This is a genomic window from Janthinobacterium sp. 78, from assembly GCF_003096775.1.
Lineage (GTDB): Bacteria > Pseudomonadota > Gammaproteobacteria > Burkholderiales > Burkholderiaceae_D > Janthinobacterium > Janthinobacterium tructae.
The window spans coordinates 5,648,509-5,672,936 of the sequence record NZ_QENT01000001.1 but is presented as its reverse complement, the minus strand read 5'-3'; the positions used below and the strand labels follow the sequence as shown (position 1 = coordinate 5,672,936).

At 62.3% G+C, this 24,428-nt stretch carries 28 protein-coding genes; 15 read left to right on the top strand and 13 right to left on the bottom strand.

Annotated elements, in window-relative coordinates:
- Positions 1-76 precede the first annotated feature (76 nt).
- Positions 77-610, top strand: a complete 534-nt coding sequence (locus C8C92_RS24960) for a YggT family protein (RefSeq protein ID WP_279340950.1) — start codon at positions 77-79, stop codon at positions 608-610.
- A gap of 117 nt (positions 611-727) precedes the next feature.
- On the opposite strand, the gene C8C92_RS24955 is transcribed toward C8C92_RS24960, so the two are convergent.
- From C8C92_RS24955 to C8C92_RS24915, 9 genes are all read right to left on the bottom strand, one after another.
- Complete coding sequence (locus tag C8C92_RS24955; protein ID WP_116745548.1) at positions 728-1,666, bottom strand: carbohydrate kinase family protein; 939 nt, start codon at positions 1,664-1,666, stop codon at positions 728-730.
- An 11-nt stretch (positions 1,667-1,677) separates the two neighbouring features.
- Complete coding sequence (locus C8C92_RS24950; protein ID WP_165829543.1) at positions 1,678-2,634, bottom strand: PfkB family carbohydrate kinase; 957 nt, start codon at positions 2,632-2,634, stop codon at positions 1,678-1,680.
- 11 nt (positions 2,635-2,645) lie between these two features.
- On the bottom strand, positions 2,646-3,764 hold the full coding sequence (locus tag C8C92_RS24945) for a DUF3426 domain-containing protein (protein WP_243420351.1): 1,119 nt from the start codon (positions 3,762-3,764) through the stop codon (positions 2,646-2,648).
- 113 nt (positions 3,765-3,877) lie between these two features.
- Positions 3,878-4,822: a 50S ribosomal protein L11 methyltransferase gene (gene prmA / locus C8C92_RS24940; protein WP_116745547.1), complete on the bottom strand. Its 945-nt coding sequence runs from the start codon at positions 4,820-4,822 to the stop codon at positions 3,878-3,880.
- Positions 4,819-6,234: an acetyl-CoA carboxylase biotin carboxylase subunit gene (accC, locus tag C8C92_RS24935; RefSeq protein WP_096237830.1), complete on the bottom strand. Its 1,416-nt coding sequence runs from the start codon at positions 6,232-6,234 to the stop codon at positions 4,819-4,821. Before accC ends, prmA begins: the two co-directional genes overlap by 4 nt.
- A gap of 101 nt (positions 6,235-6,335) precedes the next feature.
- Positions 6,336-6,794: an acetyl-CoA carboxylase biotin carboxyl carrier protein gene (gene accB, locus C8C92_RS24930; protein ID WP_096237829.1), complete on the bottom strand. Its 459-nt coding sequence runs from the start codon at positions 6,792-6,794 to the stop codon at positions 6,336-6,338.
- 90 nt (positions 6,795-6,884) lie between these two features.
- Positions 6,885-7,322, bottom strand: coding sequence for a type II 3-dehydroquinate dehydratase (aroQ, locus tag C8C92_RS24925; protein ID WP_071075522.1), 438 nt, complete (start codon positions 7,320-7,322; stop codon positions 6,885-6,887).
- An 82-nt stretch (positions 7,323-7,404) separates the two neighbouring features.
- On the bottom strand, positions 7,405-7,959 hold the full coding sequence (locus tag C8C92_RS24920) for a TlpA disulfide reductase family protein (protein ID WP_116745546.1): 555 nt from the start codon (positions 7,957-7,959) through the stop codon (positions 7,405-7,407).
- A 19-nt stretch (positions 7,960-7,978) separates the two neighbouring features.
- Positions 7,979-8,617 carry a hypothetical protein gene (locus C8C92_RS24915; RefSeq protein ID WP_116745545.1) on the bottom strand — a complete coding sequence of 213 codons (639 nt, stop codon included), beginning with the start codon at positions 8,615-8,617 and terminating at the stop codon, positions 7,979-7,981.
- Between the two features lie 115 nt (positions 8,618-8,732).
- Here C8C92_RS24915 and mpl point away from each other — a divergent pair, with 115 nt between their 5' ends.
- The 7 genes from mpl (at position 8,733) to mtgA (ending at position 15,953) form a co-directional block, all read left to right on the top strand.
- Positions 8,733-10,109 (top strand): UDP-N-acetylmuramate:L-alanyl-gamma-D-glutamyl-meso-diaminopimelate ligase, encoded by a 1,377-nt coding sequence (mpl, locus tag C8C92_RS24910; RefSeq protein ID WP_116745544.1) that lies wholly within the window; start codon positions 8,733-8,735, stop codon positions 10,107-10,109.
- Positions 10,106-10,690, top strand: a complete 585-nt coding sequence (locus C8C92_RS24905) for a YqiA/YcfP family alpha/beta fold hydrolase (RefSeq protein ID WP_116745543.1) — start codon at positions 10,106-10,108, stop codon at positions 10,688-10,690. Before mpl ends, C8C92_RS24905 begins: the two co-directional genes overlap by 4 nt.
- Positions 10,687-11,301 carry a chorismate lyase gene (locus tag C8C92_RS24900; RefSeq protein WP_116745542.1) on the top strand — a complete coding sequence of 205 codons (615 nt, stop codon included), beginning with the start codon at positions 10,687-10,689 and terminating at the stop codon, positions 11,299-11,301. Before C8C92_RS24905 ends, C8C92_RS24900 begins: the two co-directional genes overlap by 4 nt.
- A gap of 2 nt (positions 11,302-11,303) precedes the next feature.
- Positions 11,304-13,391 carry an RNB domain-containing ribonuclease gene (locus C8C92_RS24895; RefSeq protein WP_116745541.1) on the top strand — a complete coding sequence of 696 codons (2,088 nt, stop codon included), beginning with the start codon at positions 11,304-11,306 and terminating at the stop codon, positions 13,389-13,391.
- A 137-nt stretch (positions 13,392-13,528) separates the two neighbouring features.
- Complete coding sequence (locus C8C92_RS24890; RefSeq protein WP_116745540.1) at positions 13,529-14,386, top strand: energy transducer TonB; 858 nt, start codon at positions 13,529-13,531, stop codon at positions 14,384-14,386.
- Positions 14,387-14,397: 11 nt separating this feature from the next.
- Complete coding sequence (gene aroE / locus C8C92_RS24885; RefSeq protein WP_116745539.1) at positions 14,398-15,225, top strand: shikimate dehydrogenase; 828 nt, start codon at positions 14,398-14,400, stop codon at positions 15,223-15,225.
- Positions 15,222-15,953, top strand: coding sequence for a monofunctional biosynthetic peptidoglycan transglycosylase (mtgA, locus tag C8C92_RS24880; protein WP_116745538.1), 732 nt, complete (start codon positions 15,222-15,224; stop codon positions 15,951-15,953). Before aroE ends, mtgA begins: the two co-directional genes overlap by 4 nt.
- A gap of 64 nt (positions 15,954-16,017) precedes the next feature.
- Here the strand turns inward: mtgA and C8C92_RS27610 are convergent, their stop codons facing one another.
- Positions 16,018-16,176: a hypothetical protein gene (locus C8C92_RS27610; RefSeq protein WP_165829542.1), complete on the bottom strand. Its 159-nt coding sequence runs from the start codon at positions 16,174-16,176 to the stop codon at positions 16,018-16,020.
- Between C8C92_RS27610 and corA the strand changes: the two genes are divergently transcribed.
- A complete protein-coding gene (gene corA / locus C8C92_RS24875) occupies positions 16,175-17,140 on the top strand; it encodes a magnesium/cobalt transporter CorA (protein ID WP_099762164.1) in 966 nt (321 codons plus the stop codon). The two genes, C8C92_RS27610 and corA, sit on opposite strands and share 2 nt — an antisense overlap.
- Before the next feature lie 53 nt (positions 17,141-17,193).
- Here the strand turns inward: corA and C8C92_RS24870 are convergent, their stop codons facing one another.
- Positions 17,194-17,427 (bottom strand): hypothetical protein, encoded by a 234-nt coding sequence (locus C8C92_RS24870; protein WP_116745537.1) that lies wholly within the window; start codon positions 17,425-17,427, stop codon positions 17,194-17,196.
- On the opposite strand from C8C92_RS24870, the gene C8C92_RS24865 reads away from it, so the two are divergent.
- Positions 17,426-18,142, top strand: a complete 717-nt coding sequence (locus tag C8C92_RS24865; RefSeq protein ID WP_116745536.1) for an HAD-IA family hydrolase — start codon at positions 17,426-17,428, stop codon at positions 18,140-18,142. The genes C8C92_RS24870 and C8C92_RS24865 overlap by 2 nt on opposite strands.
- Positions 18,143-18,147: 5 nt before the next feature.
- On the opposite strand, the gene hemL is transcribed toward C8C92_RS24865, so the two are convergent.
- Together hemL and C8C92_RS24855 are read right to left on the bottom strand one after the other, a co-directional pair.
- Positions 18,148-19,437: a glutamate-1-semialdehyde 2,1-aminomutase gene (gene hemL / locus C8C92_RS24860; RefSeq protein ID WP_116745535.1), complete on the bottom strand. Its 1,290-nt coding sequence runs from the start codon at positions 19,435-19,437 to the stop codon at positions 18,148-18,150.
- Between the two features lie 59 nt (positions 19,438-19,496).
- Complete coding sequence (locus tag C8C92_RS24855) at positions 19,497-20,354, bottom strand: hydroxymethylpyrimidine/phosphomethylpyrimidine kinase (RefSeq protein WP_099762167.1); 858 nt, start codon at positions 20,352-20,354, stop codon at positions 19,497-19,499.
- Between the two features lie 96 nt (positions 20,355-20,450).
- Between C8C92_RS24855 and C8C92_RS24850 the strand changes: the two genes are divergently transcribed.
- From C8C92_RS24850 to C8C92_RS24830, 5 genes are all read left to right on the top strand, one after another.
- On the top strand, positions 20,451-20,603 hold the full coding sequence (locus tag C8C92_RS24850; protein WP_010401308.1) for a rubredoxin: 153 nt from the start codon (positions 20,451-20,453) through the stop codon (positions 20,601-20,603).
- 85 nt (positions 20,604-20,688) lie between these two features.
- The gene (locus tag C8C92_RS24845; RefSeq protein ID WP_116745534.1) at positions 20,689-21,111 is read left to right on the top strand and encodes a response regulator; all 423 of its coding nucleotides are present in this window, start codon (positions 20,689-20,691) and stop codon (positions 21,109-21,111) included.
- 34 nt (positions 21,112-21,145) lie between these two features.
- Entirely contained in the window at positions 21,146-21,511 is a 366-nt protein-coding gene (locus C8C92_RS24840) for a response regulator (protein WP_099762169.1), read from the top strand.
- 26 nt (positions 21,512-21,537) lie between these two features.
- The gene (locus C8C92_RS24835; RefSeq protein ID WP_347708479.1) at positions 21,538-22,158 is read left to right on the top strand and encodes a chemotaxis protein CheW; all 621 of its coding nucleotides are present in this window, start codon (positions 21,538-21,540) and stop codon (positions 22,156-22,158) included.
- Positions 22,158-24,395: a methyl-accepting chemotaxis protein gene (locus tag C8C92_RS24830; protein ID WP_099762171.1), complete on the top strand. Its 2,238-nt coding sequence runs from the start codon at positions 22,158-22,160 to the stop codon at positions 24,393-24,395. The genes C8C92_RS24835 and C8C92_RS24830 overlap by 1 nt, the downstream gene beginning before the upstream one ends.
- Positions 24,396-24,428 lie beyond the last annotated feature (33 nt).

The window sequence follows — 24,428 nt, the reverse complement described above, 5'->3', positions numbered from 1 at the left end:
GATACGGGTGCCTGGATGAGGCAACACGCCGCTGTGTGACTCAATCACACAGCGGTTTTTTTTTGGAGAATTAGTCGTGCTGATCGTTATCCTTACATTGATCGTTGATACCATTGCCACCTTGCTGGGCGGCGTATTGCTGCTGCGCTTCTGGATGCAGGCGGTGCGCGTGCGGCCCCCTTCATCGGTGGCGCAATTCACGTTTCAATTGTCCGACTGGCTGGTGCGCCCCCTGCGCCGCGTGGTGCCGGGCGTGGGCGGGTATGACTGGGCCAGCCTGATCGGCGCCTTCCTGATTGTGCTGCTGGCCAGTTCGGTCCTGTTTATTGCCGGCGCTCCCGTCGAGGTGGTGCTGCTCAAGTCGCTGCAACGCTTCCTGCAATGGATACTCTACGGTTTCATGGCTCTGCTGATCATCGAAGCCATCTTCAGCTGGGTCAACCCGCATGCGCCGCTGGCGCCGTTTATACGGGCCCTGAACGAGCCGCTGCTGCGTCCGCTCCGCAAGGTCGTGCCGCTGGTCGGCAGCCTGGATTTGTCGCTGCTGGTGGCGCTGATCCTGTTGCAGATCGCGCAAGTGCTGGTGGGGATGATTATTGTGCTGCGATGACGGTGATGGTGGTGTAGGTCGGGTTAGCCTGGCGTAACCCGACATCACCCGCGATGCCAATGATGTTGTCGGATTACGCGTGGCTGCGCCCCGCTAATCCGACCTACGACCTACATATTAATAGCGGTAACCAAATGCCGCTTCGAACTGCTCGGCGATGCTTTCTGGCGTAAACACATGGTTTTGCGCGCCCTGCGTGGCGATTTTAATCGCGCCCAGCAGGCTGGCCAGGCGGCCGCTGGTTTCCCAGCCCAGGTCGTTGGTGATGCCGAACAGCAAGCCAGCACGGTAGGCGTCGCCGCAACCGGTCGGGTCCAGCACTTCCTTGGCGGTCACGACAGGAATGTCGATGCGCTTGCCGTCCGTATAGATCTCCGACCCTTTTTCGCCACGCGTGACGATCAGCGCGTCCAGGCGGCTGGCGATGTCCGGCAGGGTCAAGCCCGTACGTTCCATCAACATTTCCATTTCATAGTCGTTGGCCGACACATACGTGGCTTTGTTGATGAAGTCGATCAATTGTTCGCCATTGAAGCGTGGCAACTGTTGACCCGGATCGAACATGAAGGGGATGCCCAGCTCGGCCAGGTCGGCGGCGTGCTTGAGCATGCCCTGGTCGCCGTCGGGCGAAATGATGGCAACCTTGGCCGGGCCCGCATTGGCGATCGGGTTTTCATGTGCAAACGACATGGCACCCGGGTGGAAGGCATTGATCTGGTTATTGTCCGCATCGGCCGTGACGAAGCACTGCGCGTTGTAGCTGTCGGCCTTGATCAGGATGTTGGCGGTGGAAATGTCCAGCTTTTTCAGGCGTTCCAGGTAGGCGGCGCTGTCCTGGCCCATGACGCCGACGATGCGCGGGTCGCCGCCCAGCATCTTCAGGCTGTAGGCGATGTTGCCCGAGCAACCGCCGAACTCCGTGCGCATGGTGGGCACGAGGAAGGACACGTTCACCTTGTGCAACTGGTCGGCCAGCAGCGATTCGCCGAAGCGGCCGGGGAATTGCATGATGGTGTCGGTGGCGAGCGAGCCGCAGATCAGCGATGTTTTGGTCATGATAGTGTCGGTTAAGGGTAAAAGATGGCGATATGGTAACCAGACGCCGTGAGCTGGTCTAATGCAAAGTACAGTTTGATGGTTTGTTCCGAGCGCGGCGCAAAGCCCTGGCTCACATCGATCGTGGCCGGCAGGTAGTCGCGCGGCGCGATCACGCGGCGCAAGAGCGGCTTGTCGTTGGCATCGTTGAGTATCAGTTCGATGCTGGGCCAGGCTTGCACGCTGCGGCTCTGGTTGCGCAGCAGCGAGACGTAGGAAAAGGTGTGTTCCTTGAGGGTCTGCAATTCACCCTGTTCGACGGACAGCGCCTCGATCAGCGCGTCCAGGCGGCTGGCGATGTCCGGCAGGGTCAAGCCCGTACGTTCCATCAACATTTCCATTTCATAGTCGTTGGCCGACACATACGTGGCTTTGTTGATGAAGTCGATCAATTGTTCGCCATTGAAGCGTGGCAACTGTTGGCCCGGATCGAACATGAAGGGGATGCCCAGCTCGGCCAGGTCGGCGGCGTGCTTGAGCATGCCCTGGTCGCCGTCGGGCGAAATGATGGCAACCTTGGCCGGGCCCGCATTGGCGATCGGGTTTTCATGTGCAAACGACATGGCGCCCGGGTGGAAGGCATTGATCTGGTTATTGTCGGCATCGGCCGTGACGAAGCACTGCGCGTTGTAGCTGTCGGCCTTGATCAGGATGTTGGCGGTGGAAATGCCCAGCTTTTGCAGGCGTTCCAGGTAGGCGGCGCTGTCCTGGCCCATGACGCCGACGATGCGCGGGTCGCCGCCCAGCATCTTCAGGCTGTAGGCGATGTTGCCCGAGCAACCGCCGAACTCCGTGCGCATGGTGGGCACGAGGAAGGACACGTTCACCTTGTGCAACTGGTCGGCCAGCAGCGATTCGCCGAAGCGGCCGGGGAATTGCATGATGGTGTCGGTGGCGAGCGAGCCGCAGATCAGCGATGTTTTGGTCATGATAGTGTCGGTTAAGGGTAAAAGATGGCGATATGGTAACCAGACGCCGTGAGCTGGTCTAATGCAAAGTACAGTTTGATGGTTTGTTCCGAGCGCGGCGCAAAGCCCTGGCTCACATCGATCGTGGCCGGCAGGTAGTCGCGCGGCGCGATGACACGGCGCAAGACGGGCTTGTCGTTGGCATCGTTGAGTATCAGTTCGATGCTGGGCCAGGCTTGCACGCTGCGGCTCTGGTTGCGCAGCAGCGAGACGTAGGAAAAGGTGTGTTCCTTGAGGGTCTGCAATTCACCCTGTTCGACGGACAGCGCCTCGATCTGCGCCGGCAAGTCGACCTGGCAGCCACTGAGCTTGCACAGCGCGACCAGGGTCGGCTTCCACTGCGGAAACTGCGCCGCCAGCGGATTGCGGAAGGTGGTCATTACTTGCAGCAATAACAAAAGTAACAGCACTACCGAGCCGGTGGCCATGGCGATGCGCAAGGCCTTGCCGCTCTGTTCGCGGCGCCGGCCCTGGATCACAAAGGCCGGTTCGTCGTCGGCCGGCGGCAGGACGGGGTCGTCCTGCTCTTCGGCTGGCTCCGGCGCAACGGGGGCGGCAGGCAGCGCGTCGAAAGCGTGGTCGGCCAGCGTCGGTTCCCGGCGCGCGGGGGTGGGCTTGTCCAGGCTGACTTTTTCGGCTGGGACTACTGGGGCTGCCACCGTTTCCAGGCTCGGTTCGCGGCGGCTGTCGCGCAAATACGTGGCGAAGGCGGGCGCGTCATCGACCTGGCGGCGCTTGAAGGGCGCCATTGGGCGGGGTAGCGGTGGTTCAGGCAGCTCTGCCGGTGTTTCTACTGGTAGTTCGAGCGGCGCGTCATCCAGCGCCTCGTCGGGCAGGCTGACGTCGAGGTCCAGCTCGATGTGCTCGCCATCGTCTTCATCGTCCTTGAGCTGCGCCGTTGCCGGCAAGATGCCGAACGGGTCGAACGAGGTGTCGAAGTCGAGAGAATAGATGGGTTCGTCGTCCGTGGCGGACGGCAGGCTGTGGTTCGCAGGATCGGTGGTCGACAGCGGGGCGGCAGCGCCGGGGCCGGATGTTAAAAACGGCGATGCCGCGGCTGGATCGACCAGCGCGGCATTGCCGTCAAACACTTCCCTGCACGTGCCACAGCGCACGATGCCCCCACGTAACTTCAACTGGTCAGCAGCGACCCGAAATATCGTGTTGCAATGGGGGCATTTGGTGGCGAGGGCCATTGCTGTGCTTATGCACCTTCCGCGCGGGGCGCAGGCGCTTGCGTGCTGCCCAGGCGGCCATGCAGGGCCACCCAGCCGTCTTGCTCGGCCCAGACACCCAGTTCGATGAACGGTGCGTAGGCGGCAGCCACTTCTTCGGCCTGGCGTGCCAGCACGCCGGACAGGATCAGCGCGCCGCCGGCGGCAACACGGCCCGACAGCATCGGCGCCATCACCTTCAATGGGCTCGACAGGATGTTGGCAACGACGATGTCAAACTTGGCCGTGGCGTGTGCCGACGTGGCAAACGTGTCTGGCAAGAAATATTCGATCTCGCACTGGTTGCGTTCGGCATTCAAGCCAGCCGATTCGATCGCTTGCGGGTCGATATCGACGCCGACCACGGTTTGCGCACCGAGCTTCTTGGCCACCATGGCCAGGATGCCGGAACCGCAACCGTAGTCGAGCACGCTCTTGCCAGGGGCGGGATTGGCTTCCAGCCACTCCATGCACAAACGCGTGGTCGGATGGCTGCCCGTGCCGAAGGCCAGGCCCGGGTCCAGTTCCAGGATCAGGCCGTCAGGATCCGGTGCCTCGTGCCAGCTGGGCACGACCCAGATATTCTTGCCGATGTGAATCGGGGCGAATTGCGACTGGGTCAGGCGCACCCAGTCCTGCTCTTCCACCGGGCGCATGGTAAACGCCGGTACCGTTGCCATGCCGACAGCGGCGGCGGCGGTCGCCACGATGGCGGCCTGGTCGGCGTCGACGTCGGTCAGCGCCACCACGCGGCTGCGTTCCCACGCCGCTTCCTTCGGTTCCATGCCGGGCTCGCCAAACAGGGGCTGCTCGGCATCCGTGCCTTCATCGGCGTCTTCCACCGAGACCGACAGGGCACCCGCTTCCATCAACGCGTCGGACATGGCCTCGGCGTTGTCACGGGCGATTTCGATGACGATTTCTGTCCAGCTCATGCGTCCGCCTTGATTTCGGATTTCTTGGCGATGCTGGGGCTGCCGCCATTCAGGTTCTTACCCAGGTCCGGCATGTCGGCCAGTTTCTGTTCCAGATAGTGAATGTTGGTGCCGCCTTCGATGAAGCGCGCGTCGATCATTAGTTCGCGGTGCAGGGCGATATTCGTGTTGATGCCTTCGACCACCATTTCGGACAGGGCGATCTGCATGCGGCGGATCGCTTGCTCGCGCGTGGCGCCGTAAGCGATCACTTTGCCGATCATCGAGTCGTAGTGTGGCGGCACGTAGTAACCGGCGTAGGCGTGCGAGTCGACGCGGATACCCGGGCCGCCCGGCGCATGCCACGACACGATCTTGCCTGGCGATGGCGTGAACTTGAACGGATCTTCGGCATTGATGCGGCACTCGATGGCGTGGCCCGACAGCAAGACGTCGCGCTGGCGGAAACGCAGTTTTTCGCCGGCGGCGATGCGGATCTGTTCTTGCACGATGTCGATGCCGGTGATCATCTCGGTGACGGGATGTTCCACTTGCACGCGGGTATTCATTTCAATGAAATAGAACTCGCCGTTTTCGTACAGGAATTCAAACGTGCCGGCGCCGCGGTAGCCGATCTTGCGGCAGGCTTCGGCGCAACGGTCGCCGATTTTCTCGATGAGTTTGCGCGGGATGCCCGGCGCTGGTGCTTCTTCGATCACTTTCTGGTGGCGGCGCTGCATGGAGCAGTCGCGCTCGCCCAGCCAGACGGCGTTCTTGTGTTCGTCGGCAAGGATCTGGATTTCCACGTGGCGCGGATTTTCCAGGTACTTCTCCATATACACTTCAGGGTTGCCGAACGCCGTGCCGGCTTCCGTCTTGGTCATCGACACGGCGTTGATCAGGGCAGCTTCCGTGTGCACCACGCGCATGCCGCGTCCGCCACCGCCGCCGGCGGCCTTGATGATGACCGGATAGCCGACCTTGCGGGCAATTTGCACGATCGCTTTCGGATCGTCCGGCAATGCACCTTCCGAGCCGGGCACGCAAGGCACGCCGGCCTTGATCATGGTTTGCTTGGCCGACACTTTGTCGCCCATCAAACGGATCGATTCGGAGCGCGGGCCGATGAAGACGAAGCCCGATTTCTCGACGCGTTCGGCAAAGTCGGCGTTTTCCGACAGGAAGCCATAGCCTGGGTGAATCGCTTGTGCATCCGTCACTTCAGCGGCGCTGATAATGGCGGGCATGTTCAGGTAGCTCAGGGCCGACTGTGCCGGGCCGATACAAACGGATTCGTCGGCCAGCTTGACGTATTTTGCGTCCTTGTCGGCTTCGGAGTGGACTACAACCGTTTTGATGCCCATTTCGCGGCAGGCGCGCTGAATACGGAGGGCAATTTCACCACGGTTGGCAATCAGGATTTTTTCAAACATGGTAGGTTCGCGTATGTCTGTGAGAGCCGGCGAGCCGGCGAAACAACAAGTGTGAGGGGCTAAAACTGCAAACGGCCGTTGCCGGCCGTGTGGACTGGGTTTTAGCCGATCACAAACAAGGGTTGACCGAATTCGACCGGCTGGCCATTTTCGACCAGGATCTGGGTCACGACACCGGCTTTATCGGAGTCGATTTCATTGAGCAGCTTCATCGCTTCGATGATGCACAGGGTATCACCTTCCTTGACGGCCGAGCCCACTTCAACATAGGCGGCGCTGCCAGGAGCGGAGGAGCGGTAGAAGGTGCCAACCATCGGCGACTTGACCACATAGCCCGTAGGCTCGGCGGCGACGACTGCGGCCGCTGGCGCAGGCGCGGCAGGCGCGGCTGGCTGGTAGTGGGCTTGCATGCCTTGCGGCTGCATCATGACCATCTGGTTTTGCGGCATGGCCGACGATTTGACGATGCGAACCTTGCTTTCGCCTTCGGTCACTTCCAGCTCTGCGATGTCCGATTCGGCGACCAGGTCGATCAAGGTCTTGAGTTTTCGTAGATCCATGTAAAACCCCTAGGAATGTAGTTTGTTTTATGAGTGATGCGGTGATGTCCAGAACCTATCGCCGCGCTAAATACGTGCAGATCGCGTAGATTAACGTTTTTTAAGCGCAAAGTCGATGGCAAGCCGATATCCATCGATACCTAGCCCGCAGATCGTCCCCTGCGCGATCGCGCTGAGAAATGAGTGATGTCGAAACGTTTCGCGTTGATAAATATTCGAGATATGGACTTCCACGAACGGGATGGCGACCCCGGCCAGCGCATCGCGCAAGGCAACGCTGGTATGGGTCAGGCCGCCCGGATTGATGACGATGGCATCGATCCCTTCCGCTCGCGCGGCATGGATGCGGTCGATCAGTGCGCCTTCATGGTTGCTTTGAAAGCAGATCAGGTCGGCACCGGCCGCCATGGCTTGCGCCATTGCTGCCTGCTCGATATCGGCCAAGGTGCTGGCGCCGTAGACCTCTGGCTCGCGCGTTCCCAGCAAATTCAGGTTGGGACCGTTGAGCAGAAGGAGGTTTTTTGCCATGTATGGAAGACCGTTTTAGCGAAAGTTCCGCATTTTGCCGCCAAAGATACGCATTGGCAAGAGAAAAAAGCACGCTCCGAATTTACAATTTATCCAGATCGGCGCGCAACTGATCAAATTTCAAGCGGCCCAGATAGGTCTTTTTGACTTCGCCATCGGCGCCGATCAGCACCGTAAAGGGCAAACCGCCGGTGGCATTGCCAAAATGACGCGACAGGTCGGTGCCGCTCAAACCGGACACATACACCGGATAGGCGATCTTGACCTTGCTGGCAAAAGTGGCAATATTACTGGCCGAATCGATACCGATACCGATCACTTGCAGGTTTTTCGCCGCATAGTGGCCTTGTACTTCGGATAACTCCGGCATTTCTTCCACGCAAGGCGGACACCATGGCGCCCAGAAATTCACCAGCAAATTCTTGCCTTTCCATTGCGACAAGGCTTGCGTGGCGCCCGCCGCGTCCGGCAGGGACAGTGCATACAGTTCGTTGACGGGACCGCTCGCGCCGGGCGCGATGGTGGTCGTCAGCGGTCCCGCTGCTTTCGCTTTTTCCTTGCTCAAGCCCACGTAGGCGCCCATGGCGCCGAACATCAGCGCCACGATGGCGCAGCCGATCCAATTCTTTTTTGTCATAACTTTATCTATATCAATGTTAGTCGGCAGCCGGCACGCCATCGGCGAGGCTGGTTGCCAGCAGGCTGCGCAGCCCGGCGATGTCGGTGCGCAGCACCTTGCCGTCCGCCTTGGCTTTCAGTGCGCCGCGCATATCGTCGAGCTCATACATGGCTGCGTGCACGCCTTCGTTTTTCCACAAGAAACTGGCTGTCTCGACCGCATCATAACGCGCCCCCTTGAAATGCGGGCTTTCCGACATGTCGAGCACGACATTTTTATTCAGCAGAAAGATGTGGATATCCTTGGCGCTCTCGGCAAACAGCTGCAAATAGATTTCGTCGTGGGGGCCGGCCGTGCCGTTGAGCACGGGGCCGCTGAGCAGGGGATGAAACTGTTGCAACGCTTCCATGACCTGCAGCGCGATCGTGCGCAGCTGGAACAGGCGCGCCGGCTGGCTGTCGGCCAGGAACAGGGCATTGTATTGCCGCACCTGTTCCTCGATCATGTCGTTATCGGGAAGTACGTTGGGCGGGCTGGGCGCGTCGCCCAGGACCTGCCGCGCCGCTTTGCGCTTGGCACTGCCATAGTCGGCGCCATCCTGCGCCACGAGGCGCGCGGCAGCGGCGGCGATTTCCTGGCGCAGCTGCGCACTATCGTCAAATGCATCGTTCGTCATGAGCGAGATGATACTCCGAAGCGGAAAAAGTCATGGCGTCAGGTAAAATCCCACACTTGCTCTTTTTTATCTCACCGTCTTACTTACTTAAGCGTGCACCTTTCGCACTGATCACATGCATATTCATATTCTCGGCATTTGCGGTACCTTCATGGGCGGCCTGGCCGTGCTGGCCAAGGAAGCCGGCCATAAAGTTACTGGTTGCGATGCCAACGTGTATCCGCCGATGAGCACCCAGCTGGAATCGCAGGGAATCGAACTGATCCAGGGCTTTGATCCGGAACAAACCAAGCTGAACCCGGATTTGTATGTGATTGGCAATGTCGTCTCGCGCGGCAACCCGCTGGTGGAAGAAATCCTCAACCGCAGCCTGCCGTACGTGTCCGGCCCGCAGTGGATCGGCGAACACATCTTGCGCAACAAGTGGGTACTGGCCGTGGCCGGCACGCATGGCAAGACGACTACCTCGGCCATGCTGGCCTGGATACTCGAAGACGCGGGCTATGCGCCGGGCTTCCTGATCGGCGGCGTGCCGATGAACTTTGGCATTTCCGCCCGCCTCAGCGGCAAGATCGATGGCAAGAGCGCCGAGTCAGACTTCTTCGTCATCGAAGCCGATGAATACGATACGGCCTTCTTCGACAAGCGCAGCAAGTTCGTGCATTACCACGCGAAGACGGCCATCATGAATAACCTGGAATACGATCACGCCGACATCTTCCCCGATCTGCACGCGATCGAGACGCAATTCCACCACCTGGTGCGCACGGTGCCCGGCATCGGCCGCCTCGTGTTCAACGGCGACGAAGCGTCGCTGCAGCGCGTGCTGGCGCGTGGTTGCTGGAGTGAAAAGGAAAGTTTTGGCCAAGATGCCAACTGGCAACTGCAAGAGCAGGCCGATGGCAGCTTCGACGTGTATTTCAATGGCCAGCAGGAAGGCCATGTGGCGTGGGCCCTGACGGGCAAGCACAACCGCAGCAATGCGCTGGCAGCCATCGCCGCCGCGCGCCATGTGGGCGTGCCGATGGCCCAGGCCTGCGCGTCGCTGGCCACGTTCGAGAGCGTCAAGCGGCGCATGGAAGTACGCGGCGTGGTCAACGCCATCACCGTGTACGACGATTTCGCGCATCACCCGACGGCCATTGCCACGACCGTGGGCGGCCTGCGCCAGAAAATAGGCAGCAGCGCCCGCATCCTGGCCGTGCTGGAACCGCGTTCGAACACCATGAAGCTGGGCGCCATGAAAGATGCGCTGCCTGGCAGCCTGAAGGATGCCGACCTGGTCTTCGGTTACGGCAGCCATGCCGCGCTGGGCTGGAGCCTGGGCGACGCGCTGGCGCCGCTGGGCAAGATTGCCAGCGCGTATGAAGACATCGATACCCTGGTGGCCGCCGTGGCCGCGGCCGCCCGTCCTGGCGACCAGATCGTGGTCATGAGCAATGGCGGCTTTGGCGGCGTGCACCAGAAGTTGCTGGAGGCGCTGGGCCGATGATTCTGTACCTGCATGGATTCCGCTCGTCGCCCCTGTCGATGAAGTCGCGCCTGCTGGCCGCGCAGATGCAGGCGCTGGGCCGCGAGTCAGAGTGGCTGTGCCCGCAATTGCCGGCTTCGCCCAAGCTGGCCATCGAGCTCGCCCTGTCGCTGGTCAAGGACGTGGCGCCGGGCGACCTGACCATCATCGGCTCGTCCTTGGGCGGCTATTACGCCACCTGGCTGGCCGAGCAGCTCGGTTGCCGCGCCGTGCTGCTCAACCCCGCGATTGTTCCCCTGATCGACCTGGAACAGCATGTGGGCGTGACGACCGAGTTCCATTCGGACCAGCCATTCGAGTTCAAGCGAGAGTATATCGACGAACTGCGTGCGTTTGCCGTAGCGAAAATTACGGAGCCGCAACGTTACTTCCTGATTGCCGCCACCGGCGATGAAGTACTCGACTACCGCGACATGCTGGCGCATTATCAGGGGGCGCAACAGTGCGTCATCGACGGCAGCGACCATGGCATCAGCGAATTTGCCGATTATGTGGCGCCCGTGCTGGCCTTTTGCAGCATCGATGCGGACGCCGCCCGGTGAGGCCGGGTTCGCTGCGCCAGGCGCAATGGCATGCGCACGTGAATGCCGTCAATGCGCCACCCACCCTGCGCCACTGGCTCACGGGCGGCGGCTCGCTGACGGCCAAGCTGAAAGCGCATAGCCAGGCATTTCGCGTGCAATGTTTGCATCAGGAAACGGCGCGTTGTTTGAGCGACGAGGCGGCGATCATTGGTTTGCACCGCGCGGGCCGGGTATGGGAACGCGAAGTGTTGTTGCGTTGTGATAACAGACCGGCCGTGTTTGGCCATACCGTCGTGCCCATGCAGGCGACGGCCACGGACTGGCCCTTGTTTTCCGCGCTGGGCGAGCGTTCGCTGGGCACGACCCTGTTTGGCGACCGCATGGTACGGCGCGGTGCACTGGAATTTGCCCGTTTGCGCGCCGGCCACCCGCTGGTGCAGCGGGCGCAGGCGGCGCTGTCACGGGAAGGGCAGCGCGTCGACGATACGGCGCTGTTTTTTGCCCGCCGCTGCCTGTACCAGCGTCACCAGGGCTTGCTGCTGGTAACCGAAGTATTTTTGCCGGCGGTGCTGGAGTTGATGCCCCTCACTCGCACCGTTACAACCGACACATTAATAAACAAAGCATAACAATGAATCTATTTTTTGAAGAATCCGGCGATTTCAAGGTCGGCACGGTCCTGTCGCAAGCGGGTGAAGCGTATCAAGTGGAAATGGCCAGCGGCAAGCGCACCAAGGTCAAGGTCAAGGATGTGCTGCTGCAGTATGAAAAGCCGGCCCCGGCCGAGCTGCTGGAACAGGCCAAGAGCATTGCCGCCGAGATCGACCTCGATTTCCTGTGGGAAGTGGCGGGCGAAGACGAGTTCGGCTTTGCCGAGCTGGGCGCCGAGTATTTCGGCCACGCACCGTTGCCGCCAGAAGCGGCCGGCCTGATCCTGGCCCTGCATTCGGCACCCGTGTATTTCTACAAGAAGGGCCGTGGCCGCTACAAGGCGGCGCCGGAAGCGTCGCTGAAGGCGGCCCTGGCCGGCATCGAAAAGAAAAAGCAGCAGGCGCTGGTGCAGGCAGGCTATGTGGACGAGCTGAAACAGAACCGCTTGCCTGCCTCGATGCAGCCCATGGTGCTGCAACTGCTGTTCAAGCCGGACAAGAACACCATCGAATACAAGGCGCTCGAAGCGGCGTGCACGCAATTGCACACGACGCCGCCGCGCCTGATGCTGGCCGTCGGCGGTATTGCTTCGCCGAAAGACTTGCACCTGTCGAAATTCCTCTTTGAAAATTTCCCGAAAGGCGCCGGCTTCCCGAGCGTGCCCGTGCCCGCCGTGACGGCCAAGCTGCCGCTGGCCGAGGTGGCCGCCTTCTCGATCGACGACGTGACCACCACCGAGATCGACGATGCCTTCTCCGTGCAGCCGCTGCCCGATGGCACCGTGAAAGTGGGTATACACATCGCCGCGCCGGGCCTGGGCATCCGCCCGGAAGACGTGATTGACAAGATGGCGCGCCAGCGCATGTCGACCGTCTACATGCCGGGCGACAAGATCACCATGCTGCCGGACGAAATCGTGAATGCTTTCACGCTCGCCGAAGGCACGACGTGCCCGGCCCTGTCGCTGTACGCCACGCTGGACCCGAAAGCCGACTGGGCGGTCATCAGCACGCAGACGCGCGCCGAGCTGGTGCCGATTGCCAGCAATTTGCGGCATAACCAGTTGGACGATCTGGTCAACGAGGAAACCCTGGCCAGTGGCGAAGGCGAGTACCCGCACAAGGCCGATTTTGCCGTGCTGTGGCAGTGGGCGCAGCAGCTGGAGCAGGGCCGCATGAAGAAGCGCGAAGCGTTCGGCCTGAAGCCGGAACAGAATAACCGTGTCGATTTCAACTTTTATGTGGAAAACGATATCGTCACCGTGGCGCGCCGCAAGCGTGGCGCGCCGCTCGACAAGATCGTCGCTGAACTGATGATCTTTGCCAACAGTACCTGGGGCAAGATGCTGCACGACCATGGCGTGCCGGGCATCTACCGCAGCCAGGGCGGCGGCAGCGGCAATAGCTGGGCGGCCAAGATGCAGGTACGCATGGTGACCCATGCGGCGCCGCACCAGGGCCTGGGCGTGGATCAATACGCGTGGAGCACCTCGCCTTTGCGCCGCTATACGGATCTGGTGAACCAGTGGCAAATTATCGCCTGCGCCGAGCATGGCGTGACGGCCCCCTTGGTGGCCCCGTTCAAGCCCCGTGATGCAAATTTGTTCGCCATCGTTTCGGCCTTCGACGCCGCGTATGCCGCGTATGGCGATTTCCAGTCGAACATGGAACGCTACTGGTGCTTGCGCTGGCTGCACCAGGAAAACGCGCGCCAGGTCGATGCCGTCGTCTTGAAAGACGAGATTTTGCGCCTGGTCGACATTCCGCTGGTCATCAAGCTGCCGGGCATGCCATCGGTGGCGCGCGGTGCGCAGGTCAAGCTGGATCTCTTGCGCTGGGATGAAGTCGACCTGAGCATTGAAGCGCGCCTGCTGGAAATCGCCGCCGTGCCCGATGCGGCGGCCGATGCCGAGCTCGACTACGAAGAAGAAGCGGGCGACGACGGTGCCGACGCGGGCGACGTGGCGCAAGAAGCTTCGCCGGAAGCGGCCAACCAGGTCAGCGATGCCGATGCGGAAGTGGCGGAACTGGCCAGCGAAGACGTGGTCAGCGAACCCGAGGTCAAGTAAGGTCCCAGGCAGACCACCAGGGCGGTGCTGAAAACTGTTGCCGGCATCGCCCTTTGACGTAGAATTCAGCCATCTTGTATCGTGTGTTGTAAGGAACTGGGTTGCGCGTGAAGTCTTTCCGAGAGTATCGTTTCCTGATGATTGCCGTGGCGGTATCGCTGCTGGCGCACGGCGCCTTGCTGGCGATGCATTTTGTCGCCCCGGCGCCACAGCGCGCCGTCGCCACCGATCCCGGCCTGGAAGTGATCCTGGTCAACGCCAAGCATGCGAACAAACCGCTGAAGGCCGATGCCCTGGCGCAAGCCAACCTCGATGGCGGTGGCCAGGCCGACAAGGGCCGCGCCAAGTCGCCCTTGCCCGACATGCGCAAGGTGGAAGAGGGCGACAGCGTCAAGGCCAGCGCCCGGCGCATTGCCGAACTGGAACAAAAACAGCAGCAATTGCTGACGCAGGCGGCCAGGCCGACGCCCTACAGCGCCGCGCCCGTCACGGAACAGGACAAGCCCAATCCGCTGGCGTCCGGTTCGGACTTGATGGAAAGCAGCAAGGCCATCGCGCGCATGGCGGCCGAGATCAGCCAGACCGTGGAAGACCAGAATAAACGTCCGCGCAAGACGTTTATTACGCCCAGCACGCAGGAGGTCGGCTATGCCATGTATTACAAGACCCTGCAAAAGCGCATCGAGGAAATCGGCACCCTGAATTTCCCGCAAAAGAATGGCCGCAAGATATATGGCGAACTGGTCGTCTACATCCCTATCTTCCAGGACGGCACGATTTACCAGAAGGAAGGCGGCGCCCGCGTGGAGAAAAGCTCGGGCAACCCCGTGCTCGATGCGGCGGCCCTGGCCATCGTGCGCCGCGCGGCGCCGTTCGGCCGTTTTCCACCGAATATGTTGTCGAGTGACAAGGACGACCTGTGGGTGGTGATCACCCGCTTCAAATTTACGCGCGAAGAAAAAATGGAAGCTAACCTGACTGGCGGCAGCAATTGAACAAGCAAGCAATGAATCCCGATCAATATTGCGTCTTCGGCAATCCCATCGCCCACAGCAAGTCCCCCCTGATCCACGCCGCGTTTGCCCTGCAGACGGGCGAGCCCGTCGTCTACGAACGCCGGTTGCCGCCGCTCGATGGCTTTGCCCTGGCGGCCCGCACGTTTGCCGCCGAGGGCGGCAAGGGCGCGAACGTGACGGTGCCCTTCAAACTCGATGCGTGTGCGCTGGCCACTGTCCTGACGCCGCGGGCCAAGGCGGCCGGCGCCGTCAATACCCTGCGTTTCGATGGCGACACCATTCTTGGCGACAATACCGATGGCGCGGGCCTGGTGGCTGACATCGTGCGCAACGCGGGCGTGGCCATCGCGGGCAAGCGCGTCCTGCTGCTGGGCGCGGGCGGCGCGGCGCGCGGCGTGGTGTTGCCCTTGCTGGAACAAGGGCCGCAGGAAATCTTCATTGCCAACCGCACCGTGGCCACGGCCGAGGCGCTGGTGGCGCAGTTTGCGCATGCGGCGAGTCACGCTGCCCAGCTGCGCGCAGGTAGCTTCGCGCAGGCGGACGGCGTCTTCGATATCGTCATCAATGCCACTTCGGCCAGCCTGGCGGGCGACTTGCCGCCCGTGCCGCCCAGTGTTTTTGGCAGCCACACGCTGGCGCTGGACATGATGTACGGCGCCCAGCCCACCGTCTTCATGGACTTTGCCGCGCAGCATGGCGCGCAGGTGCGCGACGGCCTGGGCATGCTGGTGGAGCAGGCGGCCGAAGCGTTTTACGTGTGGCGCGGCGTGCGGCCGCAGACGCAGGACTTGCTGGCGCAATTGCGGGGCAACCTGTGAGTGGCGGCAAGAAGGGCGCGCGCAAAGGGGGTAACGGCAGCCGCTACGGCTGGATCAAGTGGCTGTTTATCGTGCCTATCCTGGCCTTTATCGTCGTGCAACTGTATTTCTTCCTGCAAATCTGGTGGTGGATCGACCACAACCCGTCCAGCACGGCCTTCATGCGCGAACAGTTGTCTGTCTTGCAGGACAAGAATCCGAATGCCACGATCAAGCAGACGTGGGTGCCGTACAACCGCATCTCGAACAACCTGAAACGGGCCATCATCGCCTCGGAAGATGCGAATTTTTCCGAGCACGAAGGCGTGGACTGGGAAGCCTTGCAAAAGGCGTATGAAAAAAACAGCAAGAAGCAGAAAGTCGTGGCCGGTGGCTCCACCATCACGCAGCAGCTGGCGAAGAATCTGTTCCTCTCCGGTTCTCGCAGCTATGTGCGCAAGGGCCAGGAACTGATCATCACGTATATGCTGGAAAACCTGATGGAAAAAGAGCGTATTTTCGAGATTTATCTGAACGTGGTAGAGTTTGGCACGGGCACCTTCGGCGCCGAAGCGGCCGCGCGCCACTATTACAAGGTCAGCGCGGCGGGCCTGAGTACGGCGCAGGCGGCGAAACTGGCCGTGATGCTGCCGAATCCGCGCTTTTACGACCGTCACCGCGACACGGGCTATCTGAACCGGCGTACCAGTGTCATCCTGCGCCGCATGGGCGCGGCGGAATTGCCTTGATGGCAGCCGACTTTATTTGCATAAAATCAAAGCTGCCTGATTGGCACTATTGCGACGCAGCATCTTAATCGTCACCCTTGGTGCAACGCCGCACTTTTTCCGTGAAAAAGCGCTGCCGGGGGTGGTCGTGAAAAGGCCTTTGCGGGTACACTTGCGCTGTTTTCATTTTTGGCGCCAGCGCCAGCACATCACGATAACCCAACATCCGGCTGAGAGCGCGCATGATCAATGTCTTTGTATTACAGAATGGCCGGCTCAACCAGGTGCCGATCGACAGCCGCGCAGACCTCGAAAATGCCGAACCGGTGTGGGTCGACCTGACCGACCCCACCGATGATGAACGGGCCTGGGTCAAGGCCATCTACAACGTCACCCTGCCGGGCGAAGACGAAGTCAAGGATATTGAAGCGTCGGCCCGCTATTACGAAGCGGAAAACGGCGACTTGCACCTGCGCACCGACTTCCTGCGCGAAGAAGACGACGGCCCGTCGCGCGTCATCACGGTCGCCTTCATTCTGGCCCGCAAGATTTTGTTTTCCATGCATACGGACGACCTGCCCGTGTTCCGCCTGGTGCGCATGCGCGCCCGCTCGCGGCCAGGCTCGATTGCCGACTACATGGACGTGCTGCTCGACCTGTACGCCACCGATGCCGAATATTCGGCCGACGTGCTCGAAGGCATCTACCAGAACCTGGAAGAAGTCAGCACGCGCGTGCTGCAAAAGGAATTTACCGATGCGCACGCGGCCGAAGCGCTGAACGCGATTGCGCACGAGGAAGATTTGAATGGCCGTATCCGCCGCAACATGATGGATACGCGCCGCGCCGTGAGCTTTCTGATGCGCGGCCGCTTGCTCAATTCCGAGCAGTTCGAGGAAGCGCGGCAGATTTTGCGCGATATCGAATCGCTTGACGGCCATACTTCGTTCCTGTTCGACAAGATCAACTTCCTGATGGATGCCACCGTCGGTTTCATCAACATCAACCAGAACAAGATCATCAAGATCTTCTCGGTGGCCAGCGTGGCCTTCCTGCCGCCAACGCTGATCGCCAGCGTATACGGCATGAACTTCAAGCTGATGCCGGAACTGGAATGGACCTTCGGCTATCCGTGGGCCTGGGGCTTGATGATCACCAGCGCCATCGCGCCGTTCCTGTACTTCCGCCACCGTGGCTGGCTGAAATAACCGTCTTGCCGGGACGCTCCCGCGTCCCGGATTTCAAGGCGAGCGCAGCAATTTCAAAAATCAGCGATAATCATTGGTATTGCGTGGTATTGAATTGGTATTTGCGCGTAGCCGCTTGCCTGGCGCCCCATTCTTTCCCCCGTAGTCTGCTGTTTGCAGAAAAGTATCGTCATGCAGACGTTTTCTGCGTGGTAGCGTCCGCCTGTTCCACCTATGATCGTTGCGATGCCTGCCTTGGCCGGCTGGCCGCCGCATTTCCCGTCACCGTTGTCTTCTGGAGAGTCCATGCCTGATACCGCCACCACCCCACTGCGCTTTACCCATCTGATCAGCGACTGCGATGGCGTGCTGATCGACAGCGAAGCCGTGGCGCTGCAAGCGCTGCTGGAATTGCTGGCACCGCGCCTGCCGAACCTGCCCCAGGGCGTCACCCTGCAAGGCTTGATCGAGCCGCGCCTGGGCCAGCGCCTGGTGCCGCTGATGCAGGATATCTACAAGGAGCTGGGCTTGCCGCAATTGCCGGCCGACGAGATCATGGCCATCGGCAACGCCGTCGATGCGGCCTGCGATGCGCAATTGCGCGCCGTACCGGGCGTGGCCCAGGCGCTGGCCGCCATTGCGCTGCCCAAGGCCGTGGCCTCGAACAGCGTCAGCGCGCGCGTGCTGTCGGCGCTCGAGCGCACTGGCATGGCGCCGCTGTTCCATCAACGCGTGTTTACGCCCGACCTGGTGGGTCACGCCAAGCCGCATCCGGGCGTGTACCTGGCGGCAGCCGCCGCTTTCGGCGTGCCGCCAGGCCAGTGCCTGGTGCTGGAAGACAGCGTCACGGGTGTGACGGCCGCCGTGGCGGCGGGCATGACGGTATTGGGATTCATCGGCGGCGGGCATATCGCCGCAGGCCAGGAAGATAGGTTGAAAGCGGCCGGCGCGCATGTCGTGTTCAAGGACATGGCCAAGCTGCCGGCGCTGGTGGCCGCGGTGATGGACACCGCGGCAGTGTAAGACGCTTACGCGAGGGCGGCAAACACCTTGCGCGCGGCGGCGATGGTGGCGTCGATGACGGCATCATCGTGCTGTGCCGAGACGAAGCCGGCTTCGAAGGCGGCGGGCGCGAAGTACACGCCTTCGTCCAGCATGGCGTGGAAGAAGGCGTTGAACTTGCTGCGGTCGCCCGCCATCATTTCCGCGTAGCTGGTCGGTGGCGTGGCGCTGAAATAGATGCCGAACATGCCGCCGATGTAGTCGGCGCAGAAGACCACGCCCGCTTCTTTGGCGGCGGCGGTCAGGCCTTCGGCCAGGCGCTGGGCGGTGGCGCCCAGCTGCTCGTAGAAGCCCGGCTGCTGGATCAGTTTCAAGGTGGCCATGCCGGCCGCCACGGCGACCGGGTTGCCGGACAACGTACCGGCCTGGTAGACGGCGCCCAGCGGCGCCATGTGGTGCATCAGCGCCGCGCTGCCGCCGAAGGCCGCCACCGGCATGCCGCCGCCGATCACCTTGCCCAGCGCCGTGAGGTCGGGCTTGATGCCGTACAGCGCTTGCGCGCCGCCCAGGGCCACGCGCAAGCCGCACATGACTTCATCGAAAATGAGCAGGGCGCCGTGCTGCGTGCACAGCTCGCGCATCGCCTGCAGGAATTCTGGCGTGGCTTTGACCAGGTTCATGTTGCCGGCCACCGGCTCGACGATGACGCAGGCGATTTCCGTGCCGAAGCTGTCGAAGGCGTCCTTCAGCTGTTCCACGTTGTTATAGTCGAGCACCAGGGTGTGTTTCACGAAATCTTCCGGCACGCCGGCCGAGGTCGGGTTGCCGAAGGTGAGCAGGCCGCTGCCCGCTTTCACCAGCAGCGAATCGGCATGGCCGTGGTAGCAGCCTTCGAACTTGACGATCTTGTCGCGTCCCGTGGCGCCGCGCGCCAGGCGCAGGGCGCTCATGGTCGCTTCCGTGCCCGACGACACCAGACGCACCTGCTCGATCGACGGCACCAGGCGCGTGATTTCCTCGGCCATCAGCACTTCGCCTTCGGTCGGCGCGCCGAACGACAGGCCCAGCGCGGCCGCATCCTGCACCGCTTTCACCACTTCCGGATGGGCGTGGCCGACGATGGCCGGGCCCCACGAGCCGATGTAGTCGATGTAGCGCTTGCCGTCCGCATCCCAGAAGTACGGGCCTTCGGCGCGCGTGATGAAGCGCGGCGTGCCGCCGACGGAGCGGAAGGCGCGCACGGGCGAATTGACGCCGCCTGGCGTGGTTTTTTGTGCGCGGGCAAACAGGATGTCGTTCTGTGAAGTCGTCGTCATGATAATCGTGCCTTGAAAGTGGATCGTTGTCTGTGTCGTCTGTCTGGTCTGCTACAGAATTATTGGGCGTCGCGCTGGCGCTGCTGCCGGAACAGCCGGTTCGGCACCAGCTTACCCATGCCGTGGCGCTGCGCGTGGGCTAGCGCGCCGGTGGTAAATTCCTGCGCCGCCACGACCACCTGCGGCACATCGTCTTCGTTTTGCGCCAGGGCCAGCAGGGCGGTGGCGGCAGCCGACAGGGTACTGCCGGCGCCGTTGAAGATGCCCGGCAGGTGCTGCCATACGTCGTGGCGCACCACGCCGTCTTCGCCGAACAGGGTATTGGCGCGCAACTTGCCTTCGCCCGTGCCGGACTTGCTGGCGTCGGCCGGCATGCCCGTGACGAGCACGTATTCGCAGCCCAGCGCCACCAGGTAGTCGACATCGTTTTGCAAGGTGTCGTCCGGGTCGGCGTCGCGCCAGGTCTCGGCCAGGCGCTCCAGTTCCACCGGCGAGAGCACCAACAGGGTCGTTTGCGGGATCAGCAGCTGGCGCACGGCGGTGAGGATGTCTTCGTCGTCCATGCCCTGTTCCGGCAGCGCCGAAATGAAGGGATCGAGGATCAGCGGCACGTTCGGATAGTCGGAGACGATTTCGGCGATGGCCGTGACGTTTTCCACGCTGCCCAGGGCGCCGATCTTGATGGCCGAGACGGACATGTCTTCCAGCAGCACGCGCGCCTGGTCGGAAACCCAGTCCGGGTCGACCGCCTGCACGTCTTCCACGCGCGCCGTATCGCTGATCAAGAGGCCCGTGGTGACCGACAGGCCATGGCAGCCGAAGGCTGAAAATGTGGCCAGGTCGGCCTGGATGCCGATCGCGCCGACCGGATCGGACACGCCGAAGCTTAATATGAGGGGAGAAGTTTGGTTTTGCACGGCGGGTAGATTAAGATACCTAATTCAGCATTTTACTTGATTGAAGGGTGGCAGAACGTGAGTAGCAACGAAACAACGCAGCAATTCCAAACGTGGATGTGTCTTATTTGCGGCTGGGTTTATGATGAAGCGGCCGGCCTTCCCGACGAAGACATCGCTCCCGGCACGCGTTGGGCCGATGTTCCGATGAACTGGACCTGTCCTGAATGCGGTGCGCGCAAGGATGATTTCGAGATGGTGGCGCTTTAATTTATCCCGATCCCCGGGATGGTACTGCCGCACGCAGCTATCGCGGCAGCCTGTGCTATGGTATGAAAGATTGTCGAATAATCACATGACGCGTCCCTTTTTGCCCGAGGCGCCGTCCGATGCCGTGTGCGCCAGCGCCACAATACTGGTCATCGATGACAGCGCCACCAGCCGCAGCGCGGCCGAAAAGGTCTTGCGCGAGGCAGGGTATCGCGTGGTGGTGGCGGAAAACGGCTTCGAGGCCCTGGCCAAGATCGCCGATTGCCAGCCGGCGCTGATCGTGTGCGACATTCTGATGCCGCGCCTGGACGGCTACCGCACCTGTGCGCTGATCAAGGCCAGTGCGGCGCATCACGCCACGCCGGTGCTGATGCTGTCGTCGAAGGAGGGCTTGTTCGACCGCGCGCGCGGCGCCATGGCAGGCGCCAGCGCCTGCCTGGCCAAGCCGCTGGCGCGCGAGGCGCTGCTGGAGGCCGTGCGGCTGCACCTGGCCAGGCATTTTGAGTAGTGATTTATTGATTGACAACGCAGCAAGGAAGCAGATGGCCATACACACAATTCTGATCGTCGATGACTCGGCGACAGAACGCTATTACCTGAGCGAGATGCTGGTGCGTGCCGGTTATGCCGTCTTTACGGCGCAGGACGGCGCCGACGCGCTGGCGCAACTGAAGCAGGCCAGGCCCGACCTGATCCTGATGGACGTGGTGATGCCCGGTGCGAATGGCTTCCAGATCACGCGCGCGATTGCGCGCGATCCCGAACTGCAGGACGTGCCGGTGATTATCTGCTCCAGCAAGAGCCAGGAAACGGACCGCATCTGGGGCTTGCGCCAGGGCGCGCGCGATTACCTGGTCAAGCCGGTGGTCGAAGCCGAGCTGCTGGCCAAGATCGCTGCGCTTTCCTGAGCATGCACACGATGCCAGGTAACGGCGTGTCCACCGCAGCCTTTTCGCCTGCCGCTGCCGCCATGCCATCGTTCGAGACGGGCGCGCGGCAGGGGCGCCTGCGCCAGTATCAGCTGCAATTGATCGAGCGGATACAGGCCGCGCGCAGCGGCGCGCTGGCGGCGCGCAAGGAATTGGGCGTGATGCTCGGTGGCCGGCCGTGCCTGCTCGACCTGACGCAGCTCGGTGAAATCGTCATCGCTGCCGGGGTGCAGATCCAGGGCGTGCCGCTGGCGCAGGATTGGTATCTGGGCCTGGCGGCCATGCGCGGACGCCTGACGGGGGTCGTCGACCTGGCCCGCTACATGGGCGAACCGGCTTGCGCGGCAGGCAGTCACTGCCGCATCATCACCTTTTCTCCGCGGCTGGGCCTCAATTGCGCCGTGCTGGTCGAACGCGTGCTGGGCTTGCGCCAGCTGCGCACGCTGCAGTCCGTGCGCGTGCACGATGCGGCGCAGGGTGTGCTACCACCGTGGGCGGCGCAAACGCTGCGCGACAGCGAAGGGCAGCAGTGGCTGCGCCTGGACCTGGCGCAGCTGGCGCAAGCGGAGCGCTTCCTCGATGCCGGTTTTGGCGCCTTCCCCGCACTCCACAAGGATATTTGCTGATGGGCGCTCATTCCCCCATTCTGGCGGCCGGCATGTCCGAGGCGGAGCACGCCGCTGGCGAACCGGCAGCGGCGGCCGACCTGCCGCTGCGCCTGCGCGACGCGCTGGGACGGCGCAAGTCGCTGGCCAGCGCGCCGGCCGGGGACTGGAAGCTGCCGCTGATCGGCCATTTGCCGCTGCAAAAACAGCTGAGCATCCTCTCGACGGTGATGGCCCTGAGCCTGGCCGCCAGCCTGCTGTTCGTTGGCCTCAACACGCGCAGCGGCAATATCGCCTCGGCGCAGACGCAGCTGGCCAGCGATGCGCTGATGCATTCGCAGCGCCTCGGCAAGGCTGCGCCGAACGCCGTGCAAGGCAATCCGGAAGCCTTCCGCCAGCTCGAGGAAAGCCGCAATGAACTGAACCAGGATTTCCGCCTGATGCTGCGCGGCGGGACGTATCACGGCCGCGATATCGGCGAGTCGCGTTCCGCCCTGCTGGCGGCGGTGGCCGACGCGCGCAAGAAGTGGGCCAGCAGCGACCGCGCGGCCAGCACCATCCTGCGCCTGAAAACGGAGCTCGGTGAATTCGACAAGACCTTGCAGCAATTGAACGCGCTGTCGCCGGCGCTGCTGGCGCAGACCGAGGAAATCGCGGCGCTCAAGGTGCAGCGCGGCGGTAACGCGCGCGACCTGGCCGTCATCGGCCGTCTGATGATGCTGAGCCAGCGCATGAGCCGCAGTGCCAGCGAGTTCTTGTCGTCGGGCAGCATCAGCTCGGAAACGGCATTTTCGCTGGGGCGCGACACGACGTATTTCCGCACTGCCGTCGAAGGTTTGCTCAATGGCAGCGTGGCGCTGCAATTGGCGCCCACGCGCGACGCCGAACTGCGCGACCGTCTGGTGGCGCTGAAGGGCAGTTTCGACACTTACCAGAAGCTGGTCTCGTCGATACTCGACCGGCTGGATAAATTCAGTGCGGCGAAAAGCGCCGAACAGCTGATCTTCAACGAGAACGAAGACCTGCGCCAGCGTCTGACCCTGCTGCAGCAGATGTACCACGTGAACCAGGAAACGCTGGGCATGGCCTTCTGGATGATGGTCGGCGGCGTGTTGCTGACCCTGATCGCGGCAGCCGGTATCGGCCGCGTGCTGCTGCAGGACTCCGTCAACCGCACGCGCGACGCCGAGCGGCGGCGCCAGGAAGCGGAAATCCTGCGCCTGCAGTCGCAGGAAAAAGAGGAAGTGGCGAAGGCCCGGAATGAGCAGAACCAGGCGGCTATCCTGCGCCTGATGAACGAATTGCAGAAGGTCGCCGACGGCGACCTGACGGTGCAGGCCACCGTGTCGGAAGACATCACGGGCGCCATCGCCGATTCCGTCAACTACACGGTCGAGGAATTGCGCGGTCTGGTGGGCAGGGTGACGGCGACGGCGGAACAGGTCAACCGCGCCTCGACGCAGGCGCAAAGCATCTCCAGCAAGCTGCTGATCGCTTCGCAGCAGCAGTCGCGCGAAATCCAGGGCGTCAGCGCCACCGTGGTCAAGATGGCCAATGCGATTACCGACGTGTCGAAGTCGGCCAGCGTCTCGGCCGACGTGGCGCGCCAGTCGGTGGCGGCGGCGCAGCAGGGGGCGACGGCGGTGGAAAACGCCATCAAGGGCATGCATGAAATCCGCGAGCAGATCCAGGATACCTCCAAGCGCATCAAGCGCCTGGGCGAATCGTCGCAGGAAATCGGCGAAATCACCGAGCTCATTTCCGACATCACCGAGCAGACCAACGTGCTGGCGCTGAACGCCGCCATCCAGGCTGCATCGGCCGGCGAAGCGGGGCGCGGCTTTTCCGTCGTCGCCGAGGAAGTGCAGCGCCTGGCCGAACGCTCGGCTGCCGCCGCCAAGCAGATCGGCGCGCTGGTGCGCACCATCCAGGCCGATACCCAGGACGCGACGCGCGCGATGGAAAAATCCACGCAGGGCGTGGTCGAGGGCGCACACCTGTCCGACGCGGCCGGTGCTGCCTTGAACGACATCAGCCAGGTGTCGAAGCACCTGGCTGAACTGATCCAGGGCATCTCGTTTGCCACCGGCACGCAGGCCGGTTCGGCCAGCGGCGTGGCCTTGAATATCCAGCATATCCTGAGCGTGACGGAGCAGACCCAGGATGGCACGCAGCAAACAGCGCAGTCGATCCACAAATTGTCGATGCTGGCGCAGGAACTGAAAAATTCGGTGTCGCGCTTCCGCGTCGCCGCCTGAACGCCGCGCCAGTCCAGGCGATTTCCTTACCGA